Raw genomic sequence first — 26,131 nt, forward strand, 5'->3', positions numbered from 1 at the left:
TGGGAGTGAAGGTGGAATGGTCGTTCACAGGGTCAAACGATCAGCATCTCCCGCGCGTCATTGGTGATGACTGAAACGGATATGTCGCGCGTCGCGCTTTCGGTGGTATCCAGCGGACCGGGCGCGGTTACCGCGCCCTGCGACGCCGAGCGCACGTCGCGCGCGTACTTGGCGAGCACGCCGGTGCTTACGCGGGGCGCGATGCGCACTGGCAGACGCGATGACAGGTCGGCAGCGACATCGATGCGCCGAGTGGCGACGTCGATGCGTACCGTGTCGCCGTCGCGCAGCCGCGCAATCGGGCCACCGCGGGCGGCTTCCGGCGAGATGTGACCGACCATGAAGCCATGCGTCGCACCGCTGAATCGGCCGTCGGTGATCAGCGCGACGTCGTCGCCCAATCCCTGTCCGACCAGCGCCGCGGTCACGGCCAGCATTTCGCGCATGCCGGGGCCACCGGCCGGGCCTTCGAAACGGATCACGATCACGTCGCCGGCGGCGATCAGCCGGTTCTGCACGGCCGCGAATGCAGCTTCCTCCGAATTGAACACGCGCGCCGTGCCTTCGAAATGCTCGCGGCCATGGCCGGCGAGTTTGACGATGCAGCCTTCGGGTGCGAGATCGCCGTACAGGATCGAATAACCGCCGCGCGGCTTGATCGGATTCGAAACGGCGCGGATCACGTCCTGCGCGGCGGGTGCCGGCACCTGGTCGAGTTCGGCGAAAAAGCTGCGGCCGGTGATCGTCGGCACGTCCTCGATCAGGCCGGCTGCGCGCAGCTCGCGAGCCAGAGTCGCCATGCCACCCTGTTCGAACATCTCCGCGGCGGTGTAGCGGCCGCCGGGCTTCAGGTCGGCGATCACCGGCGTGTGCGCCGACGCGGCTTCGAATTCCTCCAGGCCGAATGCGACACCCGCCTCGTGCGCGATCGCCAGCAGGTGCAGCGCCGCGTTGGTGGAGCCGGCGGTGGCCGCGACGGCGCGTGCGGCGTTGCGCAGCGCGGTAGTGGTGATCAGCCGGCGCGGGGTCGATGCGCCATCGCGCTGGCGCTGCATCACCAGTTCGCCGCAGGCGCGCGCGACGCCGGCCTTGTCGGGATGGACCGCCGGGATGTCGTTGTACTGCAGCGGCGACAGGCCGAGGAAGGTCAGCACCATCGCCATCGTGTTGGCGGTGTACTGGCCACCGCAGGCACCGGCGCCCGGGCAGGCATGCGATTCGATGCGATGCAGTTCGGCGTCGTCGATTTTTCCGGCCGAATGCGCACCGACTGCCTCGAACACGTCCTGCACGGTCAGTGCCTTGTCGTTGCCTTCCTTGCTGCAACGCCCCGGCATGATCGTGCCGCCGTAGAGGATCACGCAGGGGATGTCGAGCCGTGCCGCCGCCATCACCGCCGCCGGGATGGTCTTGTCGCAGCCGACCAGCAGCACCATCGCGTCGAGGCAATGGCCGCTGACCGCCAGTTCGATCGAATCGGCGATGGTCTCGCGCGACGCCAGCGACGCGCGCATGCCGTCGCTACCCATGGCGATACCGTCGGTGACCGCGATCGTGTTGAACTCGACCGGCGTGCCGCCGCCGGCGATCACGCCGCCACGCACGTGCCGGGCCAGGTCGCGCAGGGTGAAATTGCACGGCGACACGTCCGTCCAGGTGTGGATGACGGCGACCAGTGGTTTGGCGATGGCGGCATCGTCGAGGCCGGTGGCGCGCAACATTGCGCGTGCCGGAGCGCGTGCGGGACCTTGCTTGATGGCATTGCTTCTCACGAACCGGAATTCCCTTGAGGAAGTGGATTCCAGGCCGCAAAAACAAAAACCCCGCGCCGTTTCGGGCGCGGGGTCTTGGTTCTTTCGACCTGGGTTTGTTGGCGTTACTTACGCAAACCCGTACTCCGCGCTGATTGGCTCGGTAATAAGTACGAGTACAAGAATGAGCGCCACCGAAGTCGCGAGCAGCAACGCCAGGCGCGATGCGTCAACCACGGCTTGCGGCCGGGCCTGTGCGATCTGCGGGTGGTTGCTGCGCTGCGTCATGACAACGAGATAAACACGCCCGATTGCGGCGTGTCAATAGTTTCGTCTGTAACGGCGTCAGGTCGTGATGCCGGACTCATTGCAGCAGTTGCGCGCGCAAGGCGTGGTAGTCGGCGGCAAGCGCGGTAGCCAAGGCCGGGCGCGCCAGCGATGCGGCCAGCGCCGGCGGTGGTTCGATCGCATGACCCACCAGCGGCTCGACGATGTTTTCGAACTTGGCCGGATGCGCGGTCGCGACCACGACCCAGGGACGGGCATCGCCTTCCGCGCGCAGGTGTTCGAGCAGGTGCAGGCCGGTCGCGGTGTGCGGACAGGGCACGATGCCGTGGCGCCGCGGTGCCTCGCGGATCGTGCCGCGGATGGCATCGTCGTCGACCGGTTCGGCAGTGAAGTCGGCGCGCAGCGCATCGTCATCGCCGTACCAGTGACGCAGACGCTCGAAGTTGCTGGGCGCGCCGACGTCCATGGCATTGGCCAGCGTCGCGCGCGTGGCTTGCGGTTGATAGTCGGCGCCGGCGAAGAAGCGCGGCAGCACGTCGTTGGCATTGGTCGCCAAGCGGATTTCGCTGATCGGCAGCCCCATGCGTTTGGCCACGTAGGCCGCACAGGCGTTGCCGAGGTTGCCGGTCGGCACGATGAAGTTCAACGGCGCGTCGTGCGCGGCGCGAAACTGCAAGGCCGCATGCGCGTAATACGCCGTCTGTGGCAGCAGGCGGCCGAGGCTGATGCTGTTGGCCGAACTGAGCGGCCGTTCGCGGCGCAGGGCCTCGTCGGACAGCGCCTGCTTGGCCAGCCGCTGGCAGTCGTCGAAGCTGCCATCGACGCGGAATGCGCGCACATTGTCGCCCCAGCATCCGAGGCCGTGCGCCTGGCGCGGCGAGACGCGGCCATCGGGATAGAGGATGACGACGTTGAGGCCGGGCCGGCGATGGAACGCCGATGCGACCGCGGCTCCGGTGTCGCCGGAGGTGGCGACGATGATCGTGGTCGGCGGCGCGTCGTCGCCGCGCAATCGCGACAAGGCTTCGGCCAGGAAGCGCGCGGCGTAATCCTTGAACGCGGCGGTCGGGCCGTGGAACAGCTCCAGCAACCAGTCGCCTTCGCCCTTCAACGGGCGCAGCGGCGCGGGGAAGGAGTAAGCGTGCGCGCAGATATCGCCGAGCTGTTCGCGCAGCGAGGAGTCCTCGAAATACGGAGCCAGCACCGCCTGTGCAGTTTCGGCGAGGGTGGTAGGTGGGCCCGAAAGGGCAGATTTCGGGAAGCGTTCCGGCACGTACAGGCCGCCGTCGGACGCGAGGCCTGCCGCCAGGGCCTCATCGATGGAAGCGGGCCTTGCGATGCCGCGGATGCTGGGAAACTTCATGCGCGAAGCCCAGGCTGCTCGATCACCTCCGCACGCGGCCCCGCCACCGGCGAGACATAGGCGCGCGCATCGAATCCCGCGGCCGCAAATGCCGCGCGCATCACCGGTGCCGCCAACGTCGCCTCCGCTTTCGAAGCGAACCAGGCGAACACGCTGGGCCCGCCGCCGGAAATGCTGGCGCCCAGGGCGCCATGGTCCAGCGCCGCCTGCTTGACCTGCATGAATCCCGGGATCAGCGGTGCGCGCCGCGGCTCCACCAACAGATCGTGCAGTCCTTCGCGGATCAGCTCGGCGTCGCCGCGCTGCAGGCCGGTGAGGAACAGCGCCAGGTGCGTGCTTTGTTCGACCACCAGCGACAGCGGATACGGCTCGGCCAGCACCGCGCGCGCGCGCCGTGTTTCCAGCACCTGGTCGGGATGCACGACGACCGCGTGCAGCCAGTCGGGTACCGGCAACGGGATCATCCGCGTGGCCGTTGCCATCACCACGCCGCCGAGCAGCATCGGCGCGACGTTGTCGCCGTGGCGGCTGCCGCTGGATACCGACTCGCCATCCAGTGCGAACGGATACAGGTCCTCGCGCCGCAACGGGACATCGAGCACGGCATTCGCGGCGACCACCGCGGCCACGCACGAGGCAGCCGAGCCGCCGAGGCCGGAGCCCAGCGCGATGCCTTTTTCCAGATGCAATTCGAAGCCGTGCGCGACGCCGAGCTTTTTGCGCAGCGAGATCAGGGCCTGTCCCGCGGTGTTCTTTTCCGCCGCCAAAGGCAGCGAGTCCGCACCCGGCGCCACGCCGCCGATCGCGGCGATCCGCACCACCGGTTCGTCGATGCGGCGCACGATGGCGATATCGCGTGGACCATCGACGGTGTGGCCGAGCAGGTCGAAACCGACGCCGATATTGCCGACGCTGGCCGGCGCGAATGCGCGTGCATGCGAGCGTTGCGGGCTCATGCGCCTGCACCCGCGGCGATGACAGGAGCGCCGGTCTGCGCGCCGAGCGATTGCGCGATCGCCAGCATGTCGCCGAACACACCGGCGGCGGTGACCTGCGGGCCGGCGCCAGGACCGAGCACGACCAGCGCGTTGTCCGTATAGCGCAGGCTGCGGAACTGCACCAGGTTGTCGGTGAGGCGGGTGTGCCGGCAGGGGTGATCGGCCGGCAAGGCAACCAGCCCGACGCGCGCACGTCCGTCCTGCCCGAGCTGCGCGACATGGCGCAGGCCCAAGCCTTGCGCGTCGGCGGCGGCCAGTCGCGCCTGCATCGGCGCATCGAGTTCATGCAGGCGCGCGAGGAATTCCTCGCGGCCGACTTGCTGCAATTCCAGCGGCACCAGGCTCTCCACTTCCACGTCCTCGACCGATAGTTCGCGCCCGGCCTCGCGCGCCAGTATCACCAGCTTGCGCGCCACGTCGAGTCCCGACAGGTCGTCGCGCGGGTCCGGCTCGGTGTAGCCCAGCGCCTGCGCCTCGCGCACCAGCGTGGAAAACGGCTGGCTGCCGTCGAAACGGTTGAACAGCCAGGCCAGCGTGCCCGACAGCATGCCATCGATCCCGTGCAGTACGTCGCCGGTGTCGAGCAGGTTGCGCAGGGTCAGGATCACCGGCAGTCCGGCGCCGACGGTGGCCTCGTACAGGAAGCGGCCACCGCCCTGGCGCTGCGCTTCGCGGATCGCGGCGTAGCGCGTCCAGTCGCCGCTGCCGGCATGTTTGTTGGGCGTCACCACGTGGATGCCGGCGGCCAGCCATTGCGGGTATTTCGCCGCGACCGCGTCGCTGGCGCTGCAGTCGATGATCAGGCCATGCGGCAGGTGCTCGGCGCGCACGTGCGCGGCGAAAAGATCCAGGTCGGCCGCCTGCGCGGTGTCGTCGCGCAAGGCATCCAGCGCGAGGCCAGGGTTCAATCCTGTCTCCGACAACACCATGCGCCGGCTGTCGCTGATCGCGCGGATGCGCAGGTCCAGCCGCGATTGCGAGCGCAGGCGCGGCAGGGTCGCCGACAGTTGCGACAGCAGCGCGCGGCCGACCTGGCCGGGACCGATGATGCCGACTGACACGAATTGCGGCGATAACCAGAATGCCGAGTGCGCGGCGCGCAGCGCTCGCGTGGCATCGGCGCGGGCGATGGCCAGCGAAATGTTGCGTTCGCTGGCGCCCTGCGCGATGGCGCGCACGTTGACCCGCGCCTGCGCCAGCCCGCCGAGCAGGCGCGCGGCCACGCCCGGCGTGCCGACCATGCCGTCGCCGACCGCGGCCAGCACGCAGATGTCCGCCGTCACGCGCACGGCCTGCGTGCGCTGGTCGGCCATCGCTTCTGCGAACGCGGCGGCAATCGCTGCGCGGCCGCGTTCGGCCTGGTCGGCGCGGACCACGCAGCAGATCGAATGTTCGGACGAGCCCTGCGAGATCATCGTCACCGACACGCCGGCGCCATGCAGCGCGGCGAACAGTTTTTCAGCAGTGCCGGGCACGCCGATCATGCCGCTGCCGATCAATTCGAGGATCGCAAGATCGTTGACCAGGCTCAGGCCCTTGACTGGCACGTCGCCGGCGTTGGCGCGCGCCTCGATCAGCGTGCCTGGCGCCTGAGGCCGCAGCGTATTGCGGATGCGCAGCGGAATGCCGCGCGACTGCACCGGCGCCAGCGTCTGTGGATGCAGTACCTTGGCGCCGAAATAGGCCAGTTCGCAGGCTTCGGCATACGACAGCGACGGCAGGCAGACCGCATCGGGCACCAGCCGCGGATCGGCCGACAGCACGCCGTCGACATCGGTCCAGATGGTCAGCGCGTCGGCATTGCAGAGGCTGGCGAAGATCGCGGCCGAATAATCGCTGCCGTTGCGGCCGAGCGTGGTGGCATGGCCTTGCGCGTCGCTGGCGATGTAGCCGGTGACGACGGCATTGCAGCCGGGATGTCGCGCGCGCCATTGCGCGAAGCGGCGCCGGCTTTGATCCCAGTCCACGCCCACGCCCATTTCGCCGGGGTGCACGACCAGGACCTCGCGTGCGTCGAGGCGTTGCCAGCCCGCGGCTTCGCCACCAAGGGCCGCGTGTACGAGCCGCGACGACAGGATTTCACCGAGGCCGTGGATACGCGCGCGGATGCGCTCATCAACGTCGTCATCGACGGCGACAGCTTGAAGGTTACGATGGAGCCCATCGAATTCGTCGCCGAGCGTGGCCTGCAGCGCAAACCGCTCCTGCGCATCGATCGCCGCAGCGGCCTGCAGGTGGCGTTGTCGCAGCGCTTCCCAGCCCGGTTGCCAGTCGTCGCCGGCGCGTGCCATGTCGGCCAATGCCACCAGCGAGTTCGTCGTGCCCTGCATTGCCGACACCACCACCAGGCGCGTGGCCGCGTCATCGTCGAGCAACGCTGCAATGCCGCAGATGCGCGCGGCATCGGCCAGGCTGCTGCCGCCGAACTTGTGCACGTGGCAGGAAGAAGGTTCGTTTGAAGCAGGCGCAGACGGCATGTCGGAGCTCCGGTTGGGCTCCGCACTGCGATCCGGGGAGGGCTGCCAGCCCGCACCCTGTTCGGGTGCGAAGCGGCGTGGTCGATCAGAAGGACACGCGCGTCCGCACCCGGGAACAGGTGGTGGTCGTGGTGGTAATCGTCGTCGCAGCCGCGAACGCATTGCCGCGGGACGGCAATGGAACGAAGCGGGCGATGGCGGGCGCGGCGTGCATGCGACAGCAATACCGGACGATGGTGCGTTGCGTCAAGGGGATCCGATGATGACGGCCCTGCGCGATCGTCCCCTTCGTCCGGTGGTTCTGCTGCGAGGTCCCCGGCGGCAAAGCTCAACAGCGCGCGGGTGGCAAGTCGCTCCCACGAAGCCTGCACGTGGCGACCGACCGCTGCCCATGATTCAATAGGCGCCGAAGCGGGGGTACCGCCGGTTTCTTCCGGCGGTTGAGACAGTCCCTTCGAACCTGATCGGCTGACACCGGCGTAGGGAAGCTTTGCAGGACGTGCGTTGGGAGGGATCAGCCGCGGCGGTCGCAGAGCGCCGGCCTGAGCACCTCCTGCATCCGGTCCATGCGCCGCCGCTTCGTCCCGCCCACGACAGGACGAATGCCATGAACGCAGTACCCGCCTCCCTGCTGCAGCAGACCGAGCAGCTGTCCGAGTCCGTCACCCGGCCGATCCCCGGCTCGCGCAAGATCTTCGTCGAAGGCTCGCGTGATGCCGCTCATGGACATGTGGTGCGCGTGGCGATGCGCGAGATCACGCTGTCGCAGACGCCGACGCTGTTCGGCGGCGAGGACAATCCGCCCGTCACGGTGTATGACCCTTCCGGTCCCTACACCGATCCGGATGCGCGGATCGACCTGTCCGCCGGTCTCGCGCCGCTGCGCGCGAAGTGGATCGAGGCGCGCGGCGACACCGTGTGGCTGTCGCAGCTGAGTTCCGAATTCGGCCGTGGCCGCGAAAGCAACGCGCGCCTGGATGCGGTGCGTTTCCCGAACCGGTTGTTGCCGCGCGTGGCCAAGGCCGGCGCCAATGTCAGCCAGATGCATTACGCGCGCCGCGGCATCGTCACCCCGGAGATGGAATACGTCGCGATCCGCGAGAACCAGCGGCTCGACGCGGTGCGTGACGCCATGCTGCTGAAACAGCATCCAGGCGAGACGTTCGGCGCCAGCATCCAGAAGTTCATCACGCCGGAGTTCGTGCGCGACGAGATCGCCCGCGGCCGCGCCATCCTGCCCAACAACATCAACCACCCCGAAAGCGAGCCGATGATCATCGGCCGCAACTTCCTGACCAAGATCAACGCCAACATCGGCAATTCCGCGGTGTCCTCGGGCATCGCCGAGGAAGTGGAGAAGCTAGTCTGGGCGATCCGCTGGGGCGGCGACACGGTCATGGACCTGTCCACCGGCAAGCACATACACGAAACGCGCGAGTGGATCATCCGTAACTCGCCGGTGCCGATCGGCACGGTGCCGATCTACCAGGCGCTGGAAAAGGTCGACGGCCGCGCCGAGGAACTGACCTGGGAAATCTTCCGCGACACGCTGATCGAGCAGGCCGAGCAGGGCGTCGACTACTTCACCATCCACGCCGGCGTGCTGCTGCGCTACGTGCCACTGACCGCCAGGCGCATCACCGGCATCGTCTCCCGTGGCGGCAGCATCCTCGCCAAGTGGTGCCTGGCGCACCACAAGGAAAACTTCCTCTACACGCATTTCGAAGACATCTGCGAAATCATGAAGGCCTATGACGTGGCCTTCTCGCTGGGCGATGGCCTGCGCCCGGGCTGCATCGCCGACGCCAACGACGCGGCCCAGTTCGGCGAACTCGAAACGTTAGGCGAGCTGACCAAGATCGCGTGGAAGCACGACGTCCAGACCATGATTGAAGGCCCTGGCCACGTGCCGATGCAGCTGATCAAGGAGAATATGGACAAGCAGCTGGCCGAGTGCGGCGAGGCGCCGTTCTACACGCTGGGTCCGCTGACCACCGACATCGCGCCGGGCTACGACCACATCACCTCGGCGATCGGCGCGGCGATGATCGGCTGGTTCGGTACGGCCATGCTCTGCTATGTCACGCCGAAAGAGCATCTGGGCCTGCCGAACCGCCAGGACGTGCGCGACGGCATCATGGCCTACAAGATCGCCGCGCATGCGGCCGACCTGGCCAAAGGCCATCCCGGCGCGCAGGTCCGCGACAACGCGCTGAGCAAGGCGCGCTTCGAGTTCCGCTGGGAAGACCAGTTCCACCTGGGTCTGGATCCGGAAAAGGCCAAGGAATTCCACGACGAGACCCTGCCCAAGGATGCGCACAAGCTCGCCCATTTCTGCTCGATGTGCGGACCGCATTTCTGTTCGATGAAGATCACCCAGGACGTGCGCGACTACGCCGCTGAACACGGCGTCGGGGAGACCGCGGCACTGGACGCTGGCATGGCGGAAAAATCGGCGGAATTCCGGGCGCAGGGTGCCGAGGTCTATCGCGCCGGCTGAGGCTCGCCGACCGGGCCGCTGGGCGCTGGTCGGCTACAGGTGAACCGTTCGGAAATCGTTCGCGCCGGGTCGACAGGCCCGGCGTAGACTCGCGACAGGTAACGAACCGGAGCATTGGTCATGAAACCCCGTGATGTTTTTTCCTGGCGAGGCGGTCTGTTGCTGTTGTTCGCCGCGTTGCTGTCCGCCTGCGCGACCGGTCCGCGCATCCGCAGCGAAACCGATCCGGAAGCCGATTTCTCGCGCTATCGCAGCTGGGCGTTCTACGAGCCGATCGCGATGGAGGAGAACACCGGTTACTCCACCTGGATTACCGATCGCATCCGTGCCAACGTCAGGCGCGAGATGGAGGCGCGCGGCTTCAGGTACGACGCCAAGTCGCCGGACCTTAAAGTCAATTTCCAGGGCATCCTGCAGGATCGCACCGACATCTACAACGTGCCGATGGTCGACTACCAGTACTTCTACAACTACCGGGCGCGTCGTTACGTGGCGGTGCCCTACTGGTACGACGAGGCCCACGTCAGCAACTACACCGAAGGCACGCTGACCATCGATCTGGTCGACGCGCAGCGCAATCGACTGGTCTGGACCGGCGATGCCATCGGCCGTGTCACGCGTCGCTCGCCACAGGAGCGTCTGCAGGACGTGGATCGCGCGATCTTCGAGATCTTCCAGCGCTTCCCGTTCCAGGCCGGCTCCAACGTGCCGGTCGCACCCGCCGCGCAGGTGAAATGATGGCTGCGCCCTCGAAGCCGATACCGGAAGACCCGCTCGGCTTCGGGCGCTGGACCGCCAGCCTCAGGAGCCATCCCTCCGGCTGGCTGCTCGGCGTGCAGCTGCTGACCGTCCTCGTCAATCCGTTGATGGAAAACACCGCGGCCGGACGCGCGGTGTTCGGCGCCTTCGGCATCGTGGTGCTGGCGCTGGCCTTGTGGGTGGTCAACCGCAGCCATGCCGTGAACTGGATCGCATGGCTGCTGGCCGTTCCGTCGGTGGCGTTGTCGCTGGCCGCCAATATCGGCGGGCAGACGCAGCTGCTGCCGATGGCACACATGCTGGAATCGGCGCTGTATTTCTACGCGGCCGGCGCGCTGACCGCGTACATGCTCGCCGACAACCGCGTCAGCATGGACGAGCTGCTGGCCGCCGGCGCCACGTTCACCCTGTTGGCGTGGGCATTCGCCTTCGCGTTCTCGGTGTGCCAGAGCTGGTATCCGGGCAGCTTCACCGCCGCGGTCAACACCGAATCGCCGCGCACCTGGATGGAACTGCTGTTCCTCAGTTTCAGCCTGTTGTCCGGCGTGGGCCTGAGCGACATCGTGCCGGTGACGCCGCCGGCGCGTGCGTTGACGATGCTGGCGATGTTCGCCGGCGTCATGTACATCGCCATCGTGGTGTCGCGCCTGATCGCCTTGACCACCTTGCGCCTGCGTCGCGACTGATCCAGCGCGCGCGGCGCATGCCGCGTGCGATGTTCCGCTTGCCTGGACGTTTGCTGCGGTTACGCAGGTCTTGCGCGCGCGGCGACCCGCGCGACGCTGGCCGGCGTCACGTGCCAGCGGGCGGCGTCGTCGTATTCGAAATCGACCGTGGCCTTGCCGGTGGCGCGATCCAGTTGCACCACGCAGGCCAGCCAGGGTTGCCGGCCGTCGAGCCGGGTGACCTCGCGCAGTTCGTCGAGGCGGTCTTCCAGTTCGAACGATTCCGGGGTCGCCGGCGTGCCTTCGCCGTGCCCGAGGTAACGGAAGCCGTTGAGTTTGGACACGTCGTCGCCATGCCAGACCACCAGCGCGTACTGGTCCCAGGGCTGCGATGAAACCTTGTGATCGGCAACGATCAACCGGCCGATTTCGACGATCAACTCATCCCGGGTCATGGATCGCGATGGGTCCCGTAATTCGCCATGTCCGCGAGCGGCACGCGTTCGTATTTCTGGCCGGCTTCGTTGCGGAAGGTCACGCGCTGATCGTACACGACGTCGCCGGAAGCCGGATCGACCACTTCATACGACACGCGCACGCGATCCGGGCGATCCTGTCCCGCGGGCGACAGGTCGATGCGGATGCGCACGTCCATGCCGCTGTCGATCCAGTCGGCCCATTCGTTCTCCAGCGTCTTGTAGGCGCTGACGTTGAAGTTGCCGTCCTGCGGGAACAGGTTCTTCAGGCCCTGGTCGGTGACGAAGCGGTGGCCGATCAGATGGCCGCCATGATCGCCTTCGATGCCGCGATCGGCGGCTTCGCGCTGCGCGTCGGTTTCGGCGTTGCTGCGCTCGAGGTCGGTGAACACCTGGCTCAGGTCGGCTTCGGCGCGGATCGGGCGTCCCTGGCCATCGACGGTCCAGGTGACGGTGTTGTCGCCGACGCGCTCGGTGATCCCGGTCGTGCGCGCGTCGCCAACGACGACAGGATCGGTAACGACGCGTTCGAAGAAAGCCTGCGGCTGCGTGTTCGAACGCAATCCCACCGGATCGGCATCGACCGGATGGACGCTGTGGTCCATCGCCTCGGCCAGTCGCGTGCGTTGCGCGTGCACGTCCAGATCGTGCGGGGCCGAGGCCAGGGCGCGATCGAGTGTGCCCAGGACCGCGGCGCCTTCCACGCTGGCGCCCAGTTGCGACAGCTGACGATCATCGAGGCCATCGACCAGCGTGGCGGCGGCCCGTGGCCGGTCGACGAACGCGGCGTCGTCGAGCGTGCGCTGGATCTGCGCAGGCGAGGTGATGGCGGGCGGCTCGACGGGCGAGACCCGCAGATCGCGTTGCGGTTCGCCGATGCGTACCGGATCGAACATGCCGCCGCCTCCGCCGAAGATGGATGGCATTCTGACGATCGTGCCCACGGTCGTTAATCAGGGCAGACCCTAGGACGCTTCCAAACAGCGGCGCATACGCCTTCCGCGCACGCGAGGGATGATGGTAAGAGGGGACAGCCGTCAGGCCGCGAGGCGCTCTTCGATGTCGCGCAGCCAGTCGCGGTAAGTGCCGCCATCCTGGCTTGCGTCGTATTCGCTGCCCAGTTCCTGCACCAGGCTGGCGAGCGTGTCCTCGTCGAGGTCCTGCGCCAGCAGGCGTGCGATCTCGTCGCGAAGCTGCGCGACCTGCCGTTCGGATTCGCCTTCGAGGTAGTAGTCGACCACCGCCTGCGGGCTGTCGTGTTCGACCGCCCAGTCCTGGTGGAAGTACGCGGACAGGAAGTTCTGCAACGCGGGGAAACCACTCATCGGCATCGCTCAGGGCGCGGTGGGATAACCGGTGACGATTCTATAGCCGATGCCGAGCGAGTCGGAACGTTCCAGCACGAGTTTCACGGAGAAAACATCCTCGGCCTGCGATTCGCCGCGCTGCACGGAGATGCCGGTGCTGGCGTCGAAACGGGCGTCGATCACCAGGCGCCGGCCGCCGTCGCCGCCGACCCAGGCATCGATCTCGTCCTGGTGCTCGGCAATCGTGGCGGCAACGAAGTGTTCGGCCGCGGGCAGGTCGCGGAAACTGGACGAGGCGCTGATGTTCTCCCTCTGGAGGCGATCGACCAGGTCCTGCTCGCTCTTGCCGACATGGCGCTCGATCAGGTGGCTGCCGGCCTGTTCATGCGCCTCCAGGCCACCGCCGGGCACTTCGCCTGGGGTGCCGGGCGGATCGACCGGGCCGAGGTGGGCGTCGAGATTGCGCTGTGTGGCCTCGACCGCGTCGCGTTCGACGCGCGACAGGTCGCCAACCGGCAATTCGCCTAAAGCCTCGCGGATGCGGCCCAGCAGCGGGTCGAGCTGCTCGGCGAAGGTCGGGTCGCCCTTCGCCAGCGCGATGGCGTCGTCGGTCTGGCCGAGGAAACCGGTCAGCTGATCGCTGCCGGCCAGGTCGACCAGGTGCGCGAGCAGGTCTTCATCGGCCACCGCGGCGGCCAGCGCATCGGGCCGTACCGGCCGCAGGCAGGTCGGCGACCACTCGGACGCCAGGTAGGGACGCACGCCATCCATGTTTCGCCTCACCGTGTAGGGGATGGCGGAAGGCTAGGGATTACGTGGTCTGCGGGCCAGCTGGTGCCGGCCCTAGTGCGCGACTCAGAAGTTCGGCTTGTCCGGCAGCTCGCTGTAGCGCTTGATCGCGTCGTTGAGGATCGCCTTGGCCTCGGCCGCGCCGCCCCAGCCATCGAGCTTGACCCACTTGCCCTTTTCCAGGTCCTTGTAGTGCTCGAAGAAGTGGCCGATGCGCTCGCACCAGTGCGGGCTGACCTTGGCGATGTCGTCGATGTGGCTGTAGCCGGCGAAGACCTTGTCGACCGGCACGGCCAGGATCTTCTCGTCGCTGCCGGCCTCGTCGGACATCTTCAGCACGCCGACCGGGCGGCAGCGGATCACCGAGCCGGGGATCAGCGGCAGCGGCAGGATCACCAGCACGTCGGCCGGGTCACCGTCGCCGCACAGGGTGTGCGGGATGTAGCCGTAGTTGCACGGGTAGCGCATCGGCGTGGACAGGATGCGGTCGACGAAGATCGCGCCGCTGGCCTTGTCGACCTCGTACTTGACCGGCTCGGCGTCCTTGGGGATTTCGATGATGACGTTGATTTCGTCCGGCGGGTTCTTGCCGGTGGGGACGAGGTCCAGGCCCATTGCGTGCTGCTCCGATCGGTTTTCCGCTCCCGGTTAGGGCGACGGATGAAAGGGGGAAAGTGAGGTTGGTTGCCATTCTACGCGCTGGTGCTGCATCGCAGCATCCCGGGCGACACCCCAGATCGCTAGGGTACGCCCCAGCTTGGTCGGCGCCGTACGGGTCCGTATACATGCTTTCCAGCCCATGCCCCACCGCATCGGAATCCGAAGGGAGATGCCATGACCGTCCAGCTCGACCCCGCCGTGCAGTCGCCGTCGACGCCCAGCTACTGGGACAACCCCGCCGAGCCGGAGACGCTGACGACCGTGCCGACCAGCATCGCCGCGCCGGAGCCGGAGGCACCCCCGCTGGCCGCCAATGATGCGGCGATCGCCATCGACGGCAGCGACACCGGCACACGTTTGCCCTCGGGCCAGACCCCGGACGGCAAGAGCGTCCGCACCTCGCAGCTGGCCGAAGGCGAACAGTCCACGGTCACCCGCGAGCAGACCATCGCCGAAGCCGGCTTCGGCCAGACCTACGTCAGCAGCGACCAACTAGTGGTCACCACCCGAGGCACCGGCAACGACGACGTGCAGGTGACCCAGCGCGACGACGGCACGCTGGACGTCTCGGTCAACGGCGAAAGCTACGAGATGCGCCTGGCCGAAGACCAGGAACTGACCCTGCGCACCGGCGCCGGCAACGACACCATCAATGTTGCGTCCAACGTCAAGGTCAACATCGTCGTCGACGGCGGCGCCGGCGACGACAGCATCACCACCGGTGCCGGCAACGACCGCATCGACGGCGGTACCGGCAACGACAGCATCACCACGGGCGCCGGGCGCGACGACATCTTCGGCAACACCGGCAACGACCGCATCGAGGCCGGCAGCGGCGACGACGTGGTCTACGGCGGCGACGGCGACGACGTGATGCTCGGCAACGATGGCGTCGACTTCCTCGAAGGCGGTCAGGGCAAGGACGACCTGGACGGCGGCGCAGGCAGCAACATGCTGTCCGGCGGCTTGGGCGACGACGTGATCCGCAGCGGCGGCGACGGCAACCGCATCTATACCGGCGACGGTACCGACGCCGTCGAGGGCGTCACCACCGGCGACAAGGTCTACGCGCAGCAGGGCATCGACGCGATCAACTTCGCCACCGGTGCGCGCGACAACGGCCAGGTCGTGGTCAATGTCGAGCTCGACAGCAGGCTCGGCACGCAGGGCGTCAAGGTCGAAGGCTCGGAGGCATTCCGTCAGCGCATCGGCGCGGAGATCGAATTCCTGCGCAGTTCGCCGAACGGGCAGCAGATGCTCGCCGAGTTCGACGCCGCCGCGGCCAACGGCAACACCGTCACCATCCGCGAGTTGGCCAACGAGCAGAACGGCTACGCGCAGACGCTGGGCCGTGGCAACGCCGAGATCAGCAACGGTAGGGCCGGCGAAGGTTCGGACGTGATCATCAGCTACAACCCGTCATTCCACATGGATGCGTTCCCGGCGCCGGTGGTAGTGCTGTACCACGAGATGTCGCACGCCTATAACGGCGTCAACGGCACGTTCCAGCCGGGCACCTACACCGGCCCGGGCCCCGATCAGCCTACCCAGAACAGGGAAATTCCCAACGCCGAGCGCCAGGCCGTAGGCCTGGAAACCAGCGCGACGCCGTTCGATTTCGATGGCGACCCGCGCACGCCGGCCACGACGGCCAATCCCGATCACCTGACCGAGAACGGCTTGCGCGAGGAACTGGGATTGCCGGATCGACCCAGCTACTCGCTGTAATCCGTCCGGTTCGACGTGAGGATCGGGGAAAAACCTGTGAAGGAATATGGGTGACGGGCGGCGCATTCGGTGCGCCGCCCGTCTTTTGTCGAGGAATCAGGCGTTGAGGCGTTCGTGCATGCGAGTATCCGGCTGGATGCTGGTCGCATCGATGACGGCGGGCCATGCGGCCGCTGGCGCATCTTCGGCCACGCCCCGCAACGCAGCGACGGAGAAAGCCATGCCAGCCGATGCCCGCAACGTCAGCCGGATCGTGCGCGATGACATGGAGCTGGAGGCACGCTTCGAGTATGCCGCCGACAAACTCAAGGTCGGGTATCGGTTGCGCAATACCGGCAAGACGCCGTTGATGGTGTTCGATCGCGGCAACCGGCATGCGGTGCTCACCCGGAAACTGGTGCAGGGCGAGATCGCCGCGCCGCTGTTGTCCGAGGACGGCGGCGACATCACGCTGAGTCATCGCGCGTTGCCGCTGCCCGATCCGGTGCCGATCATTCCGCCGACGCCGCTGGCGGCGCGGGTCGAACCTGGTGCGGTTTTGGACGGCGAATTCGGGTTCGCGATCCCGTCGCAGGTACCTCCGGAACGCGTGCGCTGGTGCCTGGGCGTGATTCCGTTCGCCAACGACTTCCGGCCGGTCAAAGCCGAGCCAGACGCGCGGGAAGTCTGGATCGGTTCGCTGAAGCACGGTGGGCGCCAGCAACTGCTGTGTACGCCCTGGTTCGATGTGGCAACGGCGGCTTTCGAAGCCTGAAGACGGCGGGCTCCGTATGACCTAGCGCTTTGCGCGCACGACTTGGATGTCAGGCCCGCTGTCGCGCGCGCAGCGCACGCTACGGTGCGGTCGCAGCACCACAAAAAAAAGCCCCGCAATGCGGGGCTTTTTCCGGATCGTACCGCAACCGTGGATTACAGCAGCGGCACCATCAACAGCGCGACGATGTTGATGATCTTGATCAGCGGGTTCACCGCCGGGCCGGCCGTGTCCTTGTACGGATCGCCGACGGTGTCGCCGGTGACCGCGGCCTTGTGCGCCTCGGAACCCTTGCCGCCGTGGTGGCCGTCCTCGATGTACTTCTTGGCGTTGTCCCAGGCGCCACCACCGGTGGTCATCGAGATCGCCACGAAGATGCCGGTGACGATGGTGCCGATCAGCACGCCGCCCAGCGCCTTCGGCCCGAGCAGCAGGCCGACCACCACCGGTACCGCGACCGGCAGCAGCGAGGGCACGATCATCTCCTTGATCGCCGACTTGGTCAGCATGTCGACCGCGCGCGAGTAATCGGGCTTGGCGGTGCCGGCCATGATCCCGGGGATCTCGCGGAACTGGCGACGCACTTCTTCGACCACGCTGCCGGCCGCGCGGCCGACGGCTTCCATCGCCATCGCGCCGAACAGGTACGGGATCAGGCCGCCGATCAGCAGGCCGATGATCACCATGTGGTCGGACAGGTCGAAGGCCAGCGTCATGCCACCGTTGTTGGCGCTGAGGTTGTGCGTGTAGTCGGCGAACAATACGAGTGCAGCCAGCGCTGCCGAGCCGATCGCATAACCCTTGGTGACCGCCTTGGTGGTGTTGCCGACGGCATCGAGCGGATCGGTGATGTTGCGTACTTCCGGCGGCAGTTCCGCCATCTCGGCGATGCCACCGGCGTTGTCGGTGATCGGGCCGTAGGCGTCGAGCGCGACGATCATGCCGGCCATCGACAGCATCGCGGTCGCGGCCACGGCGATGCCGTACAGACCCGCGAACGAATGGCAGGCCCAGATCGCGAAGCACACCGCCAGTACCGGCAGCGCGGTCGATTTCATCGACACGCCGAGGCCGGCGATGATGTTGGTGCCGTGCCCGGTGGTCGACGCCGCCGCGACGTGCTGCACCGGCCCGTACTGCGTGCCGGTGTAGTACTCGGTGATCCACACGATCGCGCCGGTAAGGCCCAGTCCGATCAGTGCGCACAGGTACAGGTTGCCGGCACCCAGCGGCGATTCGCCCATCAGCGAGGTGGTGATCGGATAGAAGAACGCTGCGGCGATCACGCCGGACACGATCACGCCCTTGTACAGCGCGGCCATGATGCCGCTGCTGTCCTTGGCCTTGACGAAGAACGTGCCGATGATCGACGCGATGATCGACGCGCCGCCCAGCACCAGCGGGTACAGCACCGCGTTGGCGCCGACGCTGGCGGCCATCAGTCCGCCTAGCAACATCGTCGCGATCACCGTGACCGCATAGGTTTCGAACAGGTCGGCGGCCATGCCGGCACAGTCGCCGACGTTGTCGCCGACGTTGTCCGCGATCACCGCCGGGTTGCGCGGATCGTCCTCGGGAATGCCGGCCTCGACCTTGCCGACCAGGTCCGCGCCGACGTCGGCGCCCTTGGTGAAGATGCCGCCACCCAGTCGCGCGAAGATCGAGATCAGCGAGCTGCCGAATGCCAGCCCGATCAGCGCGTGCAGCGCCTGGTCGATGGATTTGCCGCTGTACAGCAGCAGGCCGTAGTAGCCGGCCACGCCCAGCAGACCCAGGCCGACCACCAGCATGCCGGTGATCGCGCCACCACGAAAGGCCACGTCCATCGCCGGACCGATGCCGCGGCGCGCGGCTTCGGCGGTGCGTACGTTGGCGCGCACCGACACGTTCATGCCGATGTAGCCGGCCGCGCCCGAAAGCACCGCGCCGAGCAGGAAGCCGAACGCCGTCGGCCAGCCCAGGAAGAAACCGATGATGAAAAGCAGCACCACGCCGGCGATGGCGATGGTGGTGTACTGGCGGTTGAGGTAGGCGCGGGCGCCTTCCTGGATCGCCGCCGCGATCTCCTGCATGCGTTCGTTGCCGGCCGGCTGTTGATTGATCCAGCGTGCCGAGAAAATCCCGTAAAGGATGGCGATGACAGCGCAGATCAGCGCCATCCACAAACCGTGCTCTACCAGCATGAACCCCTCCCGTGGTGTATGCCCAAAAGACAGCTTCCCGACTATGGCATAGGCCCGGCGGACAACCAAACCGCGACTGTGACGCCCGTTCCGTTGTCGGGACGGGCGGGCGCCTCCATGTCGACCATGGACCGCCTCTCCGGCGTCGCCGGGGCCGGGGGCCGGACGATCTCCGGCGCCGGCATCGATGATCGAACCTCCGCCGCCGCGTTTATGATCCGGGCAACGAACATCCACCTGTCCGCGGGAGCACCGGCATGGACGAAGTCGAAAACAGCCTCCCGACCGGCGTCGGCGAGCACGAGGTCTGGAGCGGCACGCCCTCGCAATGGCAGAACCTGTGGTCCTGGGTGGCCTGCGTGCTGCTCGTTCCGATCCCGTGGGCACTGTGGCGTGCGCTGGTCACGCGCAGTACCCGTTATGCGCTCACCGACCAGCGCCTGAAGACCAGGCGCGGCGTGTTCAACCGCGTGACCCATGACCTGGAGTTGTATCGGGTCAAGGACACGCATTTCCGGCAGAGCTTCTGGCAGCGCATGGCCGGCATCGGCAACATCGTGCTCAGCACTTCCGACGCCACCACGCCGACGATGGTGATCGGCGATATCAGGGAGGCGGAAAGCGTGCGCGAACGCATCCGCGCGCTGGTCGAGCAGCGACGCGACGCCAAGCGCGTGCGCGAGCTCGACCTGGGGCACGATTCGCTCTAGCGCGAGCGACTCAACACTCGCGTTACGGACTGCCGGTCAACTCGATCCGTCGCTTCCTGCTCAACGAATCCAGTGCCTTGCGATAAGACCACTCGACCAGTTCGACCAGATAGTCGGCCGGAACCTTGCGGACATCGACGATGGTGACCCAGCGATAACGGCCCAGCCATCGCGCCGGCTTGATGCCGGGTACGTCGGTCAACTCGATGAAACGTTCCGCGCTGACGCGGATGCTGAAACGCCACCGCTCCGGCTCGCTGGTCTTGAAGTAGGCGAAGGTCTTGTCGCCGACCGAATAGACCAGCACGTTCATCGGCGCATCGAGCATGCGCGAGCTGGCGCCTGGCAGGCGCGAGCACAAGGCCTTGAGTTGACGGGTATCCATGCGTGGCAGCGAGTGATCGATTCCTTATCGAGTCTAAGCGATGCGCCGCACGCGTTGCCCTGTGTTGCGCCGGCGTGCATCACTTCTCATCTGGCAGCGGCGTCTGCTGGTTGAAGGCCAGTTTCCAGGCCGAATCCTGCCGGAGGTAGAGGCTGCCTACCAGCGCGCGGTAAGGCGGCTCGCGGTCGTTGCGGACTGCAACGGCACGATAGGTGACGAGTGCCACGCCAGGCGCCAGTTCCCGCATGGCGAAGTCCTCCAGGTCGACGTGCGTCCAGCGTGCGTTGCCCTGGATCGATTGCAGTATCCGCGCACGCGACATCACGCCCGCGGGTTCGGGATAGGCGGCGATGGATTCAGTGGCCAGGTGTTCCTCGTAATACTGCCGCGTGCCGGTCCAGAATCCGGATTCCAGGTTTTCGAGCTGCTCGGCGAGATTCATCACGATCCTCCTGCAAAAGCGGTCGATGTCGCGATGATGCGCCGGTGCCGATGGCATGGGCAAACGTTCGTCATCGTCACGTGCCTGCGCGCAGGTTGCGCGGCCCCAGCCTGGAAGTCAGGATGGGCGTGTCGCGTTACAGGCACCCTGCGCGACCGGCCCGATACGGAGGTGTGGATCATGCTGTTGCCCAGCAAGTCGAACGGTGGTGCCCTGGCGATCGTCCTTGCCGTGGTGGCGATCGTGGTCGTCGCGGCGATCGCGTTGATCGGCTGGCGCGCGTCGCGACTGCAGCGCGTCGAACTCGTCGACACGCTGAAGGGACAGATCATCGAGCTGGAAGCAGTGCGCCAGCAGCTGCAACAGCGACGCGTGCCCGACGACTGGAAGGTCGGCATGTTCATCGCCAGCCGCACGCTCAACCATGCGCTCGATACGCTGGAGGGCTCCCGCATCCGGCTGGCGGATGTTCCGGGCATGACCTTCGAGGTGCTGTCGCTCGACGCCGCGCCGAGGTCCGGCTCCACGCGTGTGGAAGTGGTGCTGCGTGCCAGCAGCGAACGGCGTCCACAGCTGTCGGTGCGCATCAGCGGCTCGGCGCTGCTGTTGCTGCGTGAGGTGAGGCAGGCCGCGGACGGCGTCGACACCGCACATTTCTCGTTGTCGATGCTCGACATCGCGCCGCAGCTTGACTGGCGCAACCTCACCGTCGGCGGCACCCGCCTCGTCAACGGCATCGTGTCTTCGCGTGCGACCGAACGACTGGCCGATGGCCTGGCGCTGAACCTGCCGCTGCGCGTGCCGGCGATCGTTCCGCTGCAGCTCGACAAGGCGGTCACGATCCAGGCCGGCGCTTCGTCCTACGACCTGCGCCTGAGCATGCCGCCATCGACGATCGATGCCTCGTTCGTGCTGGCCACGCCGATCGCCACGCCGCAGGGCATCTGGATTCTCGGCGGCGACCGGCCCGCGCTCGATCTGCCATCGCGCGACAGCCTGCCCAACGACGTCGAATCGCTGCGCGAGCGCGTGGCGCAGCTGGAGCGCGACATCGATGGCCAGCTCGCCAGGGTGCTGGATCCGGCGGCGGACACCGCGTTGTGGATCAGCAGCGCCTACGCCGCGTCCATCTTCCAGTCGTTCAACGCGCTGCCCGACGAACAGCGTCGCATCGACGTCGAAGTCGGCAATGCCAGCGGCACGCTGGTCGAGCGCAGTTTCAACGTTCTCAACCAGCCGGCACGTTTCACCAGTAGCCTGCAATCCGGCGCCGGCACGCTCCAGATCGGACAGGTGCAAACCACGTGGACGGCAGGCAAGGGCCTGGGCGCCGCCATTCCGGTCAAGGCCGACGCGACCGCGCAGGTCGAGGCGCATGTCTTTCCGCCGCGGATCCTCGGCGGCAGTCGCCAGATCGATGCGACATTGTCCGGCGCGGCTGCCGACACGCTCGATGTCGCGCTGGGATTGCGCGCGGTCAGCCATGGCGCGCACCAGGCGCTGGTGATCGGACCGGTCGTCGGCTGCGACGAGATCGACCTCACCCTGGAAACGGCGACCGTGCCCACGCTCGGCATCCGCCAGTCATTGCCGCTGACCGACATCCCGGTGAACGGCGTGGTGCTGCTGGATACCGCGCCGCGCCATCTGCCACGCGACATGGCGGCGAGCCCGCGACGGATCGCCTTCGTCGGCGAACCGGCCTGGATCACCACGACGTGGAAGAATCCCCGCGTCGAGATCGGCGAACGCGGTTACCTGATCCGTTCCGATTTCACCACGCAGCTGGACAGCGTCGCGCCAACGGAGCATGTCGGCAAGCAGGCACTGGCTGCCGCTTTCCAGCAAGCCTGGGCACTCGAAACGAAGCCGACATGCCCCGCCCGACGCTCGCCGGTCGTGCTGCTCAACGGCATCGACATCGCCGAAACCGACGACATCGCCAGCACCGCGCGTCTGATCATGGGCGGCCTTGGCGGAGCGAGGCGCAGGTGAGGCCGTAGCGATAGGCAGCGATCCGCCGACGCGTGCACGCGGCAACGGACCGCACACGACTCAGCCTGTGAAATCCGCCAGCTTCGCCTTCACCGCCACATTCTTCAGCGTCACGTACTTCGGAATGCCATCGCGGCCATACGGCGGCGGCGATTCGCCACGGATCAGCGGCTCCAGGTAACGGCGCGCCGACGCGGTGATGCCGTAGCCATCCTTGCGGATGAAGCCTGCGGGCATGGTCTTCTCGTGGTTGGCGACCTTTTCCAGCGGCGCGGCCTCGATCTTCCAGCGATAGGGCGCATCGGACGTGCGCCGGATCACCGGCATCGTCGCGTTCATGCCTTTCAGTGCGAACTGCACCGCGGTCTTGCCGACCGCCATCGCCTGCTCCAGATCGGTCTTCGAGGCGAGGTGGCGCGCGGAACGCTGCAGGTAATCGGGCAGCGTCCAGTGCACCTTCATGCCGAGCTGGTCCTTGACGCGGCCGGCGAGGAACGACGCCACGCCGCCGAGCTGCGTGTGTCCGAACGAATCCTTGCCGCCGCCGGCATCGGCGACGAACTTGCCGTCGGCGCTGCGGATGCCTTCGCTGGCGACCACCACGCAGTAACCGACGCGCGCGACGATCTTCTTCACCTGCGCCAGGAAGTCGGCCTCGTCGTAGGGCCGTTCCGGGAACAGGATCAGGTGTGGCGCGTCGTCGCTGCCCTTGCCGGCCAGGCCGGCGGCGGCGGCCAGCCAGCCGGCGTGGCGACCCATGGCCTCGTAGACGAACACCTTGGTCGAGGTCTCCGCCATCGCGGCCACATCCAGCGCCGCCTCGCGCACCGACACTGCGGTGTACTTGGCGGCCGAACCGAAGCCGGGGCAACAGTCGGTCACGGCCAGGTCGTTGTCGACCGTCTTCGGCACGCCGATGCAGGTCAGCGGGTAGTCGAACTCGGCCGCGAGTCGGGACACCTTCAGCGCCGTATCGGCGGAATCGTTGCCACCGTTGTAGAGGAACCAGCGCACGTCGTGCGCCTTGAACACGGCCAGCAGGCGCTCGTAGCGGGCGCGGTCGGCTTCCAGCGATTTCAGCTTCACCCGGCATGAACCGAACGCGCCGCCCGGCGTGTGCGCCAGCGCGCGGATCGCCGCGGCGGATTCCTTCGACGTATCGATCAGTTCCTCGCGCAGCGCGCCGAGGATGCCGTTGCGCGCCGCCAGCACCTTGACCTTGCGCGCACGCGCCTCGGTGATGACCGCCGAGGCGGTGGCGTTGATGACAGCGGTGACACCGCCGGACTGGGCGTAGAGCAGGGTTCCGGGCATGGGCTGGGCTCTGGTTCTGGGCAGGGAATCGACGGGAATAAGGTAAGCTGGCACGGTTTTCCGGCGCGGTCCGGGCAGTGTAACGCCCCGCGGCGGCTCGAATTTTTGACGTTTTGGAGCAAGCGATGCGACTGGTACTCCTCGGCGCGCCCGGTTCCGGCAAGGGCACGCAGGCGGCGAAGCTGAAACAGCACCTGCAGGTGCCGCACATTTCCACCGGCGACCTGCTGCGCGCGGAAGTGGCCGTCGGCAGTCCCCTGGGCCTGGAGGCCAAGGAAATCATGGCGCGCGGCGACCTGGTCTCCGACGCGATCCTGCTGGGCATGCTGGAGGAGCGCTTCTCGCGTCCGGACACCGTCAACGGTTTCATCCTCGACGGCTATCCGCGCAACCTGGCGCAGGCCGCGGCGATGGACAGCCTGCTGCAACGCATCGGCCAGCCGATGGACATCGCATTGCAGCTGGAAGTCGACAACGAGCTGCTGATCGAACGCATCGCCGGCCGCGCCAAGGCCGAGGGCCGCGCCGACGACAACCCCGAATCGGTGCGCAAGCGCCTGCAGGTGTACGACCAGCAGACCGCGCCGGTGATCGAGTTCTACCGCCAGCATGGCCAGCTGACCGTGGTCGATGGCGTCGGAACGCTGGACGAGGTGTTCAACCGGATCATCGAGGCGATCGCGCCTGCGACGGAAGTGGGCTGATTGTTCTGGCCGTCATCCCGGCGCAAGCCGGGATCCAGTGCCTTTGATGTTTCGAATCTGCATGCAAAATCCTGGGTCCCGGCTTGCGCCGGGGTGACGGCACAAGAAAACCTCGCATGAGCAAACTGCATATCCTGGGCGTGGCGGGAACCTTCATGGGCGGCGTCGCGGCACTGGCGCGCGAACTCGGCCATGACGTCGAAGGCAGCGACCAGGCGATCTACCCGCCGATGTCGACGCAACTGGAAAGGCTGGGCATCGCGTTGAAGCAGGGCTATGCGCCCGACAACATCTCGCCGGACTGCGACGAGATCGTGATCGGCAACGCACTGTCGCGCGGCAACGCCGCAGTCGAGTACGTGCTCGATGCCGGGCTGAAGTACACTTCGGGCGCCGAATGGTTGCGCGAGCACGTGCTGCCGGGGCGCGAGACGATCGCCGTCGCCGGCACGCACGGCAAGACCACGACCACCACGATCCTCACTTACCTGCTGCATGCGGCGGGACGCGAGCCCGGTTTCCTGATCGGCGGCGTCGCCGAGGATTTCGGCGTGTCCGCGCGGATCGGCACGGGCCGCGAATTCGTGGTGGAGGCCGATGAATACGACACCGCGTTCTTCGACAAGCGCAGCAAGTTCGTGCATTACCGGCCGACGGTGGCGATCCTCAACAACCTCGAATACGACCACGCCGACATCTTCCCGGACGTGGCTGCGATCCAGCGCCAGTTCCACCATCTGGTCCGTACCGTGCCCGGACGCGGCCGGCTGATCGTCAACGGCGAGGACGAGCGCCTCGCCGAAGTGCTGGCGATGGGCTGCTGGACGCCGCTGGAAACCTTCGGACTCGGCGCCGGTTTCGACTGGAGCGCACGCCTGCTCAACGACGACGGCAGCGCGTTCGCGGTCGTGCATCGCGGTGTGGAGATAGGCGTGGTGCGTTGGCCGCTGCTGGGCCGCCACAACGTGATGAACGCGCTGGCGGCACTGGCTGCCTGCGATGCGGTCGGCGTGGAGATCGCCGCCGTCATTCCCGCGCTGACCGCATTCCGCAGCGTCAAGCGCCGCCTGGAAGTGCTCGGCGAGATCGACGGCATCACCGTCTACGACGACTTCGCCCACCATCCCACTGCGATCGCGACCACGCTGGCCGGCCTGCGCGCCCGCGTCGGCAACGCGCGCATCGTGGTGGCGATGGAACCGCGCAGCAATTCGATGCGCCTGGGCGCACATGCCGATGCGCTGGCGCCGTCATTGAATGCGGCCGATGCGGTGATATTCCTGCAGCGGCCGGAACTGGCGTGGGATGCCGGCAGGGTAGTGGCGGCGATGCGCGGCGATGCGCGCACGGCGGGCGATGTCGATGCGCTGGTCGTCATGTTGCGTGGGCTGGCGGCGCGTGGCGACCATGTCGTGTTCATGTCCAATGGCGGTTTTGATGGGGCGCCGCGGAGGTTTCTCGAGGCGTTGAGAGTTTCCGCCTGAGGTTTTGAAGTTTGCGGTTGATGCCCGCCGAGGCGATAGCGGGCACGAGCGCGGTGAGAGTTGTGCGATTGCACACTTGTTGCTGTTGCTAGTACTGGTGCTTCTAGCTGTCATCCCCGCGAAGGCGGGGATCCACAGACTTGGCTTTACTGACGGAGCAAAGCTTCCGCCCGCTGCGCGTGCGGGTCACTTTCTTTTGCTGACCCAAAAGAAAGTAACCAAAGAAAAGGGTCTTCCCCGATCAGAGCTAACGTTGCGGTTGATAGTCCTCGGAGATTTTCCGACTCGCCCTCCTGGCTCGGTCGGAAAACGGCGCACATCCATGTGCGCCGCCCTCCGGGTCTGCGGACATGCACGATGCATGATAGGGAAGAGCGGAGCAGGAGCAGGAGCGAAAAA

The 26,131-nt window shown here is 66.9% G+C and carries 24 protein-coding genes; 10 read left to right on the forward strand and 14 right to left on the reverse strand.

The window, feature by feature from the left end; all coding sequences use genetic code 11:
- Positions 1-32: 32 nt before the first annotated feature.
- From ilvD to thrA, 4 genes are all read right to left on the reverse strand, one after another.
- Positions 33-1,772 (reverse strand): dihydroxy-acid dehydratase, encoded by a 1,740-nt coding sequence (ilvD, locus tag IP90_RS01990; protein WP_144897932.1) that lies wholly within the window; start codon positions 1,770-1,772, stop codon positions 33-35.
- 343 nt (positions 1,773-2,115) lie between these two features.
- Positions 2,116-3,402, reverse strand: coding sequence for a threonine synthase (gene thrC / locus IP90_RS01995; RefSeq protein ID WP_144897933.1), 1,287 nt, complete (start codon positions 3,400-3,402; stop codon positions 2,116-2,118).
- Positions 3,399-4,358: a homoserine kinase gene (locus tag IP90_RS02000; protein ID WP_144897934.1), complete on the reverse strand. Its 960-nt coding sequence runs from the start codon at positions 4,356-4,358 to the stop codon at positions 3,399-3,401. Before IP90_RS02000 ends, thrC begins: the two co-directional genes overlap by 4 nt.
- Positions 4,355-6,877 carry a bifunctional aspartate kinase/homoserine dehydrogenase I gene (gene thrA / locus IP90_RS02005; protein WP_199753366.1) on the reverse strand — a complete coding sequence of 841 codons (2,523 nt, stop codon included), beginning with the start codon at positions 6,875-6,877 and terminating at the stop codon, positions 4,355-4,357. The genes IP90_RS02000 and thrA overlap by 4 nt, the downstream gene beginning before the upstream one ends.
- Positions 6,878-6,954: 77 nt before the next feature.
- Between thrA and IP90_RS02010 the strand changes: the two genes are divergently transcribed.
- The 4 genes from IP90_RS02010 (at position 6,955) to IP90_RS02025 (ending at position 10,822) form a co-directional block, all read left to right on the forward strand.
- Positions 6,955-7,140, forward strand: a complete 186-nt coding sequence (locus IP90_RS02010) for a hypothetical protein (RefSeq protein ID WP_144897935.1) — start codon at positions 6,955-6,957, stop codon at positions 7,138-7,140.
- Between the two features lie 344 nt (positions 7,141-7,484).
- Positions 7,485-9,377 (forward strand): phosphomethylpyrimidine synthase ThiC, encoded by a 1,893-nt coding sequence (gene thiC / locus IP90_RS02015; RefSeq protein WP_144897936.1) that lies wholly within the window; start codon positions 7,485-7,487, stop codon positions 9,375-9,377.
- A 120-nt stretch (positions 9,378-9,497) separates the two neighbouring features.
- Entirely contained in the window at positions 9,498-10,115 is a 618-nt protein-coding gene (locus IP90_RS02020; RefSeq protein ID WP_144897937.1) for a DUF4136 domain-containing protein, read from the forward strand.
- Complete coding sequence (locus IP90_RS02025) at positions 10,115-10,822, forward strand: ion channel (protein ID WP_144897938.1); 708 nt, start codon at positions 10,115-10,117, stop codon at positions 10,820-10,822. Before IP90_RS02020 ends, IP90_RS02025 begins: the two co-directional genes overlap by 1 nt.
- Before the next feature lie 59 nt (positions 10,823-10,881).
- Here IP90_RS02025 and IP90_RS02030 read toward each other — a convergent pair whose 3' ends face one another.
- The 5 genes from IP90_RS02030 to ppa all read right to left on the reverse strand — a co-directional run bounded on the left by IP90_RS02030 (position 10,882) and on the right by ppa (position 13,988).
- Positions 10,882-11,256, reverse strand: coding sequence for an immunity protein YezG family protein (locus tag IP90_RS02030; RefSeq protein WP_144897939.1), 375 nt, complete (start codon positions 11,254-11,256; stop codon positions 10,882-10,884).
- Complete coding sequence (locus IP90_RS02035; RefSeq protein ID WP_144897940.1) at positions 11,253-12,203, reverse strand: DNA/RNA non-specific endonuclease; 951 nt, start codon at positions 12,201-12,203, stop codon at positions 11,253-11,255. Before IP90_RS02035 ends, IP90_RS02030 begins: the two co-directional genes overlap by 4 nt.
- A 111-nt stretch (positions 12,204-12,314) precedes the next feature.
- Positions 12,315-12,602: a contact-dependent growth inhibition system immunity protein gene (locus tag IP90_RS02040; protein ID WP_144897941.1), complete on the reverse strand. Its 288-nt coding sequence runs from the start codon at positions 12,600-12,602 to the stop codon at positions 12,315-12,317.
- A 9-nt stretch (positions 12,603-12,611) separates the two neighbouring features.
- The gene (locus IP90_RS02045) at positions 12,612-13,355 is read right to left on the reverse strand and encodes an RNase A-like domain-containing protein (RefSeq protein WP_144897942.1); all 744 of its coding nucleotides are present in this window, start codon (positions 13,353-13,355) and stop codon (positions 12,612-12,614) included.
- Positions 13,356-13,439: 84 nt separating this feature from the next.
- The gene (gene ppa, locus IP90_RS02050) at positions 13,440-13,988 is read right to left on the reverse strand and encodes an inorganic diphosphatase (protein WP_144897943.1); all 549 of its coding nucleotides are present in this window, start codon (positions 13,986-13,988) and stop codon (positions 13,440-13,442) included.
- Between the two features lie 219 nt (positions 13,989-14,207).
- Between ppa and IP90_RS02055 the strand changes: the two genes are divergently transcribed.
- Positions 14,208-15,761, forward strand: a complete 1,554-nt coding sequence (locus IP90_RS02055) for a M91 family zinc metallopeptidase (protein WP_144897944.1) — start codon at positions 14,208-14,210, stop codon at positions 15,759-15,761.
- Between the two features lie 96 nt (positions 15,762-15,857).
- Here the strand turns inward: IP90_RS02055 and IP90_RS16895 are convergent, their stop codons facing one another.
- Positions 15,858-15,983, reverse strand: a complete 126-nt coding sequence (locus tag IP90_RS16895; protein WP_277874192.1) for a hypothetical protein — start codon at positions 15,981-15,983, stop codon at positions 15,858-15,860.
- Between IP90_RS16895 and IP90_RS02060 the strand changes: the two genes are divergently transcribed.
- Positions 15,982-16,515 carry a hypothetical protein gene (locus IP90_RS02060; protein WP_144897945.1) on the forward strand — a complete coding sequence of 178 codons (534 nt, stop codon included), beginning with the start codon at positions 15,982-15,984 and terminating at the stop codon, positions 16,513-16,515. The two genes, IP90_RS16895 and IP90_RS02060, sit on opposite strands and share 2 nt — an antisense overlap.
- 155 nt (positions 16,516-16,670) lie before the next feature.
- On the opposite strand, the gene IP90_RS02065 is transcribed toward IP90_RS02060, so the two are convergent.
- Positions 16,671-18,698, reverse strand: coding sequence for a sodium-translocating pyrophosphatase (locus IP90_RS02065; RefSeq protein WP_144897946.1), 2,028 nt, complete (start codon positions 18,696-18,698; stop codon positions 16,671-16,673).
- Positions 18,699-18,955: 257 nt separating this feature from the next.
- Here IP90_RS02065 and IP90_RS02070 point away from each other — a divergent pair, with 257 nt between their 5' ends.
- A complete protein-coding gene (locus IP90_RS02070) occupies positions 18,956-19,408 on the forward strand; it encodes a PH domain-containing protein (protein WP_144897947.1) in 453 nt (150 codons plus the stop codon).
- A gap of 22 nt (positions 19,409-19,430) precedes the next feature.
- Here the strand turns inward: IP90_RS02070 and IP90_RS02075 are convergent, their stop codons facing one another.
- Both IP90_RS02075 and IP90_RS02080 read right to left on the reverse strand, forming a co-directional pair.
- Positions 19,431-19,793, reverse strand: coding sequence for an MmcQ/YjbR family DNA-binding protein (locus IP90_RS02075; RefSeq protein ID WP_144897948.1), 363 nt, complete (start codon positions 19,791-19,793; stop codon positions 19,431-19,433).
- A 79-nt stretch (positions 19,794-19,872) separates the two neighbouring features.
- A complete protein-coding gene (locus IP90_RS02080) occupies positions 19,873-20,235 on the reverse strand; it encodes a DUF4440 domain-containing protein (RefSeq protein ID WP_158635244.1) in 363 nt (120 codons plus the stop codon).
- A gap of 180 nt (positions 20,236-20,415) precedes the next feature.
- Between IP90_RS02080 and IP90_RS02085 the strand changes: the two genes are divergently transcribed.
- The gene (locus IP90_RS02085; protein WP_144897950.1) at positions 20,416-22,230 is read left to right on the forward strand and encodes a hypothetical protein; all 1,815 of its coding nucleotides are present in this window, start codon (positions 20,416-20,418) and stop codon (positions 22,228-22,230) included.
- A gap of 60 nt (positions 22,231-22,290) precedes the next feature.
- On the opposite strand, the gene IP90_RS02090 is transcribed toward IP90_RS02085, so the two are convergent.
- The gene (locus IP90_RS02090) at positions 22,291-23,544 is read right to left on the reverse strand and encodes a 6-phosphofructokinase (protein ID WP_144897951.1); all 1,254 of its coding nucleotides are present in this window, start codon (positions 23,542-23,544) and stop codon (positions 22,291-22,293) included.
- Between the two features lie 125 nt (positions 23,545-23,669).
- Here IP90_RS02090 and IP90_RS02095 point away from each other — a divergent pair, with 125 nt between their 5' ends.
- On the forward strand, positions 23,670-24,248 hold the full coding sequence (locus IP90_RS02095) for an adenylate kinase (protein ID WP_144897952.1): 579 nt from the start codon (positions 23,670-23,672) through the stop codon (positions 24,246-24,248).
- 116 nt (positions 24,249-24,364) lie between these two features.
- Complete coding sequence (mpl, locus tag IP90_RS02100) at positions 24,365-25,732, forward strand: UDP-N-acetylmuramate:L-alanyl-gamma-D-glutamyl-meso-diaminopimelate ligase (RefSeq protein WP_144897953.1); 1,368 nt, start codon at positions 24,365-24,367, stop codon at positions 25,730-25,732.
- The last annotated feature ends 399 nt before the right edge of the window (positions 25,733-26,131 follow it).

Origin of the sequence: Luteimonas cucumeris, from assembly GCF_007830035.1 — a bacterium.
Taxonomy (GTDB): domain Bacteria; phylum Pseudomonadota; class Gammaproteobacteria; order Xanthomonadales; family Xanthomonadaceae; genus Luteimonas_C; species Luteimonas_C cucumeris.

Coding starts and splice junctions, on each gene's coding strand:
- thrC (WP_144897933.1), bottom strand. CDS start 3,402: ATGAAGTTTCCCAGCATCCGCGGCATCGCAAGGCCCGCTTCCATCGAT.
- IP90_RS02000 (WP_144897934.1), bottom strand. CDS start 4,358: ATGAGCCCGCAACGCTCGCATGCACGCGCATTCGCGCCGGCCAGCGTC.
- thrA (WP_199753366.1), bottom strand. CDS start 6,877: ATGCCGTCTGCGCCTGCTTCAAACGAACCTTCTTCCTGCCACGTGCAC.
- thiC (WP_144897936.1), top strand. CDS start 7,485: ATGAACGCAGTACCCGCCTCCCTGCTGCAGCAGACCGAGCAGCTGTCC.
- IP90_RS02020 (WP_144897937.1), top strand. CDS start 9,498: ATGAAACCCCGTGATGTTTTTTCCTGGCGAGGCGGTCTGTTGCTGTTG.
- IP90_RS02025 (WP_144897938.1), top strand. CDS start 10,115: ATGGCTGCGCCCTCGAAGCCGATACCGGAAGACCCGCTCGGCTTCGGG.
- IP90_RS02030 (WP_144897939.1), bottom strand. CDS start 11,256: ATGACCCGGGATGAGTTGATCGTCGAAATCGGCCGGTTGATCGTTGCC.
- IP90_RS02035 (WP_144897940.1), bottom strand. CDS start 12,203: ATGCCATCCATCTTCGGCGGAGGCGGCGGCATGTTCGATCCGGTACGC.
- IP90_RS02040 (WP_144897941.1), bottom strand. CDS start 12,602: ATGAGTGGTTTCCCCGCGTTGCAGAACTTCCTGTCCGCGTACTTCCAC.
- IP90_RS02045 (WP_144897942.1), bottom strand. CDS start 13,355: ATGGATGGCGTGCGTCCCTACCTGGCGTCCGAGTGGTCGCCGACCTGC.
- ppa (WP_144897943.1), bottom strand. CDS start 13,988: ATGGGCCTGGACCTCGTCCCCACCGGCAAGAACCCGCCGGACGAAATC.
- IP90_RS02055 (WP_144897944.1), top strand. CDS start 14,208: ATGACCGTCCAGCTCGACCCCGCCGTGCAGTCGCCGTCGACGCCCAGC.
- IP90_RS02060 (WP_144897945.1), top strand. CDS start 15,982: ATGCCAGCCGATGCCCGCAACGTCAGCCGGATCGTGCGCGATGACATG.
- IP90_RS16895 (WP_277874192.1), bottom strand. CDS start 15,983: ATGGCTTTCTCCGTCGCTGCGTTGCGGGGCGTGGCCGAAGATGCGCCA.
- IP90_RS02065 (WP_144897946.1), bottom strand. CDS start 18,698: ATGCTGGTAGAGCACGGTTTGTGGATGGCGCTGATCTGCGCTGTCATC.
- IP90_RS02070 (WP_144897947.1), top strand. CDS start 18,956: ATGGACGAAGTCGAAAACAGCCTCCCGACCGGCGTCGGCGAGCACGAG.
- IP90_RS02075 (WP_144897948.1), bottom strand. CDS start 19,793: ATGGATACCCGTCAACTCAAGGCCTTGTGCTCGCGCCTGCCAGGCGCC.
- IP90_RS02080 (WP_158635244.1), bottom strand. CDS start 20,235: ATGAATCTCGCCGAGCAGCTCGAAAACCTGGAATCCGGATTCTGGACC.
- IP90_RS02085 (WP_144897950.1), top strand. CDS start 20,416: ATGCTGTTGCCCAGCAAGTCGAACGGTGGTGCCCTGGCGATCGTCCTT.
- IP90_RS02090 (WP_144897951.1), bottom strand. CDS start 23,544: ATGCCCGGAACCCTGCTCTACGCCCAGTCCGGCGGTGTCACCGCTGTC.
- IP90_RS02095 (WP_144897952.1), top strand. CDS start 23,670: ATGCGACTGGTACTCCTCGGCGCGCCCGGTTCCGGCAAGGGCACGCAG.
- mpl (WP_144897953.1), top strand. CDS start 24,365: ATGAGCAAACTGCATATCCTGGGCGTGGCGGGAACCTTCATGGGCGGC.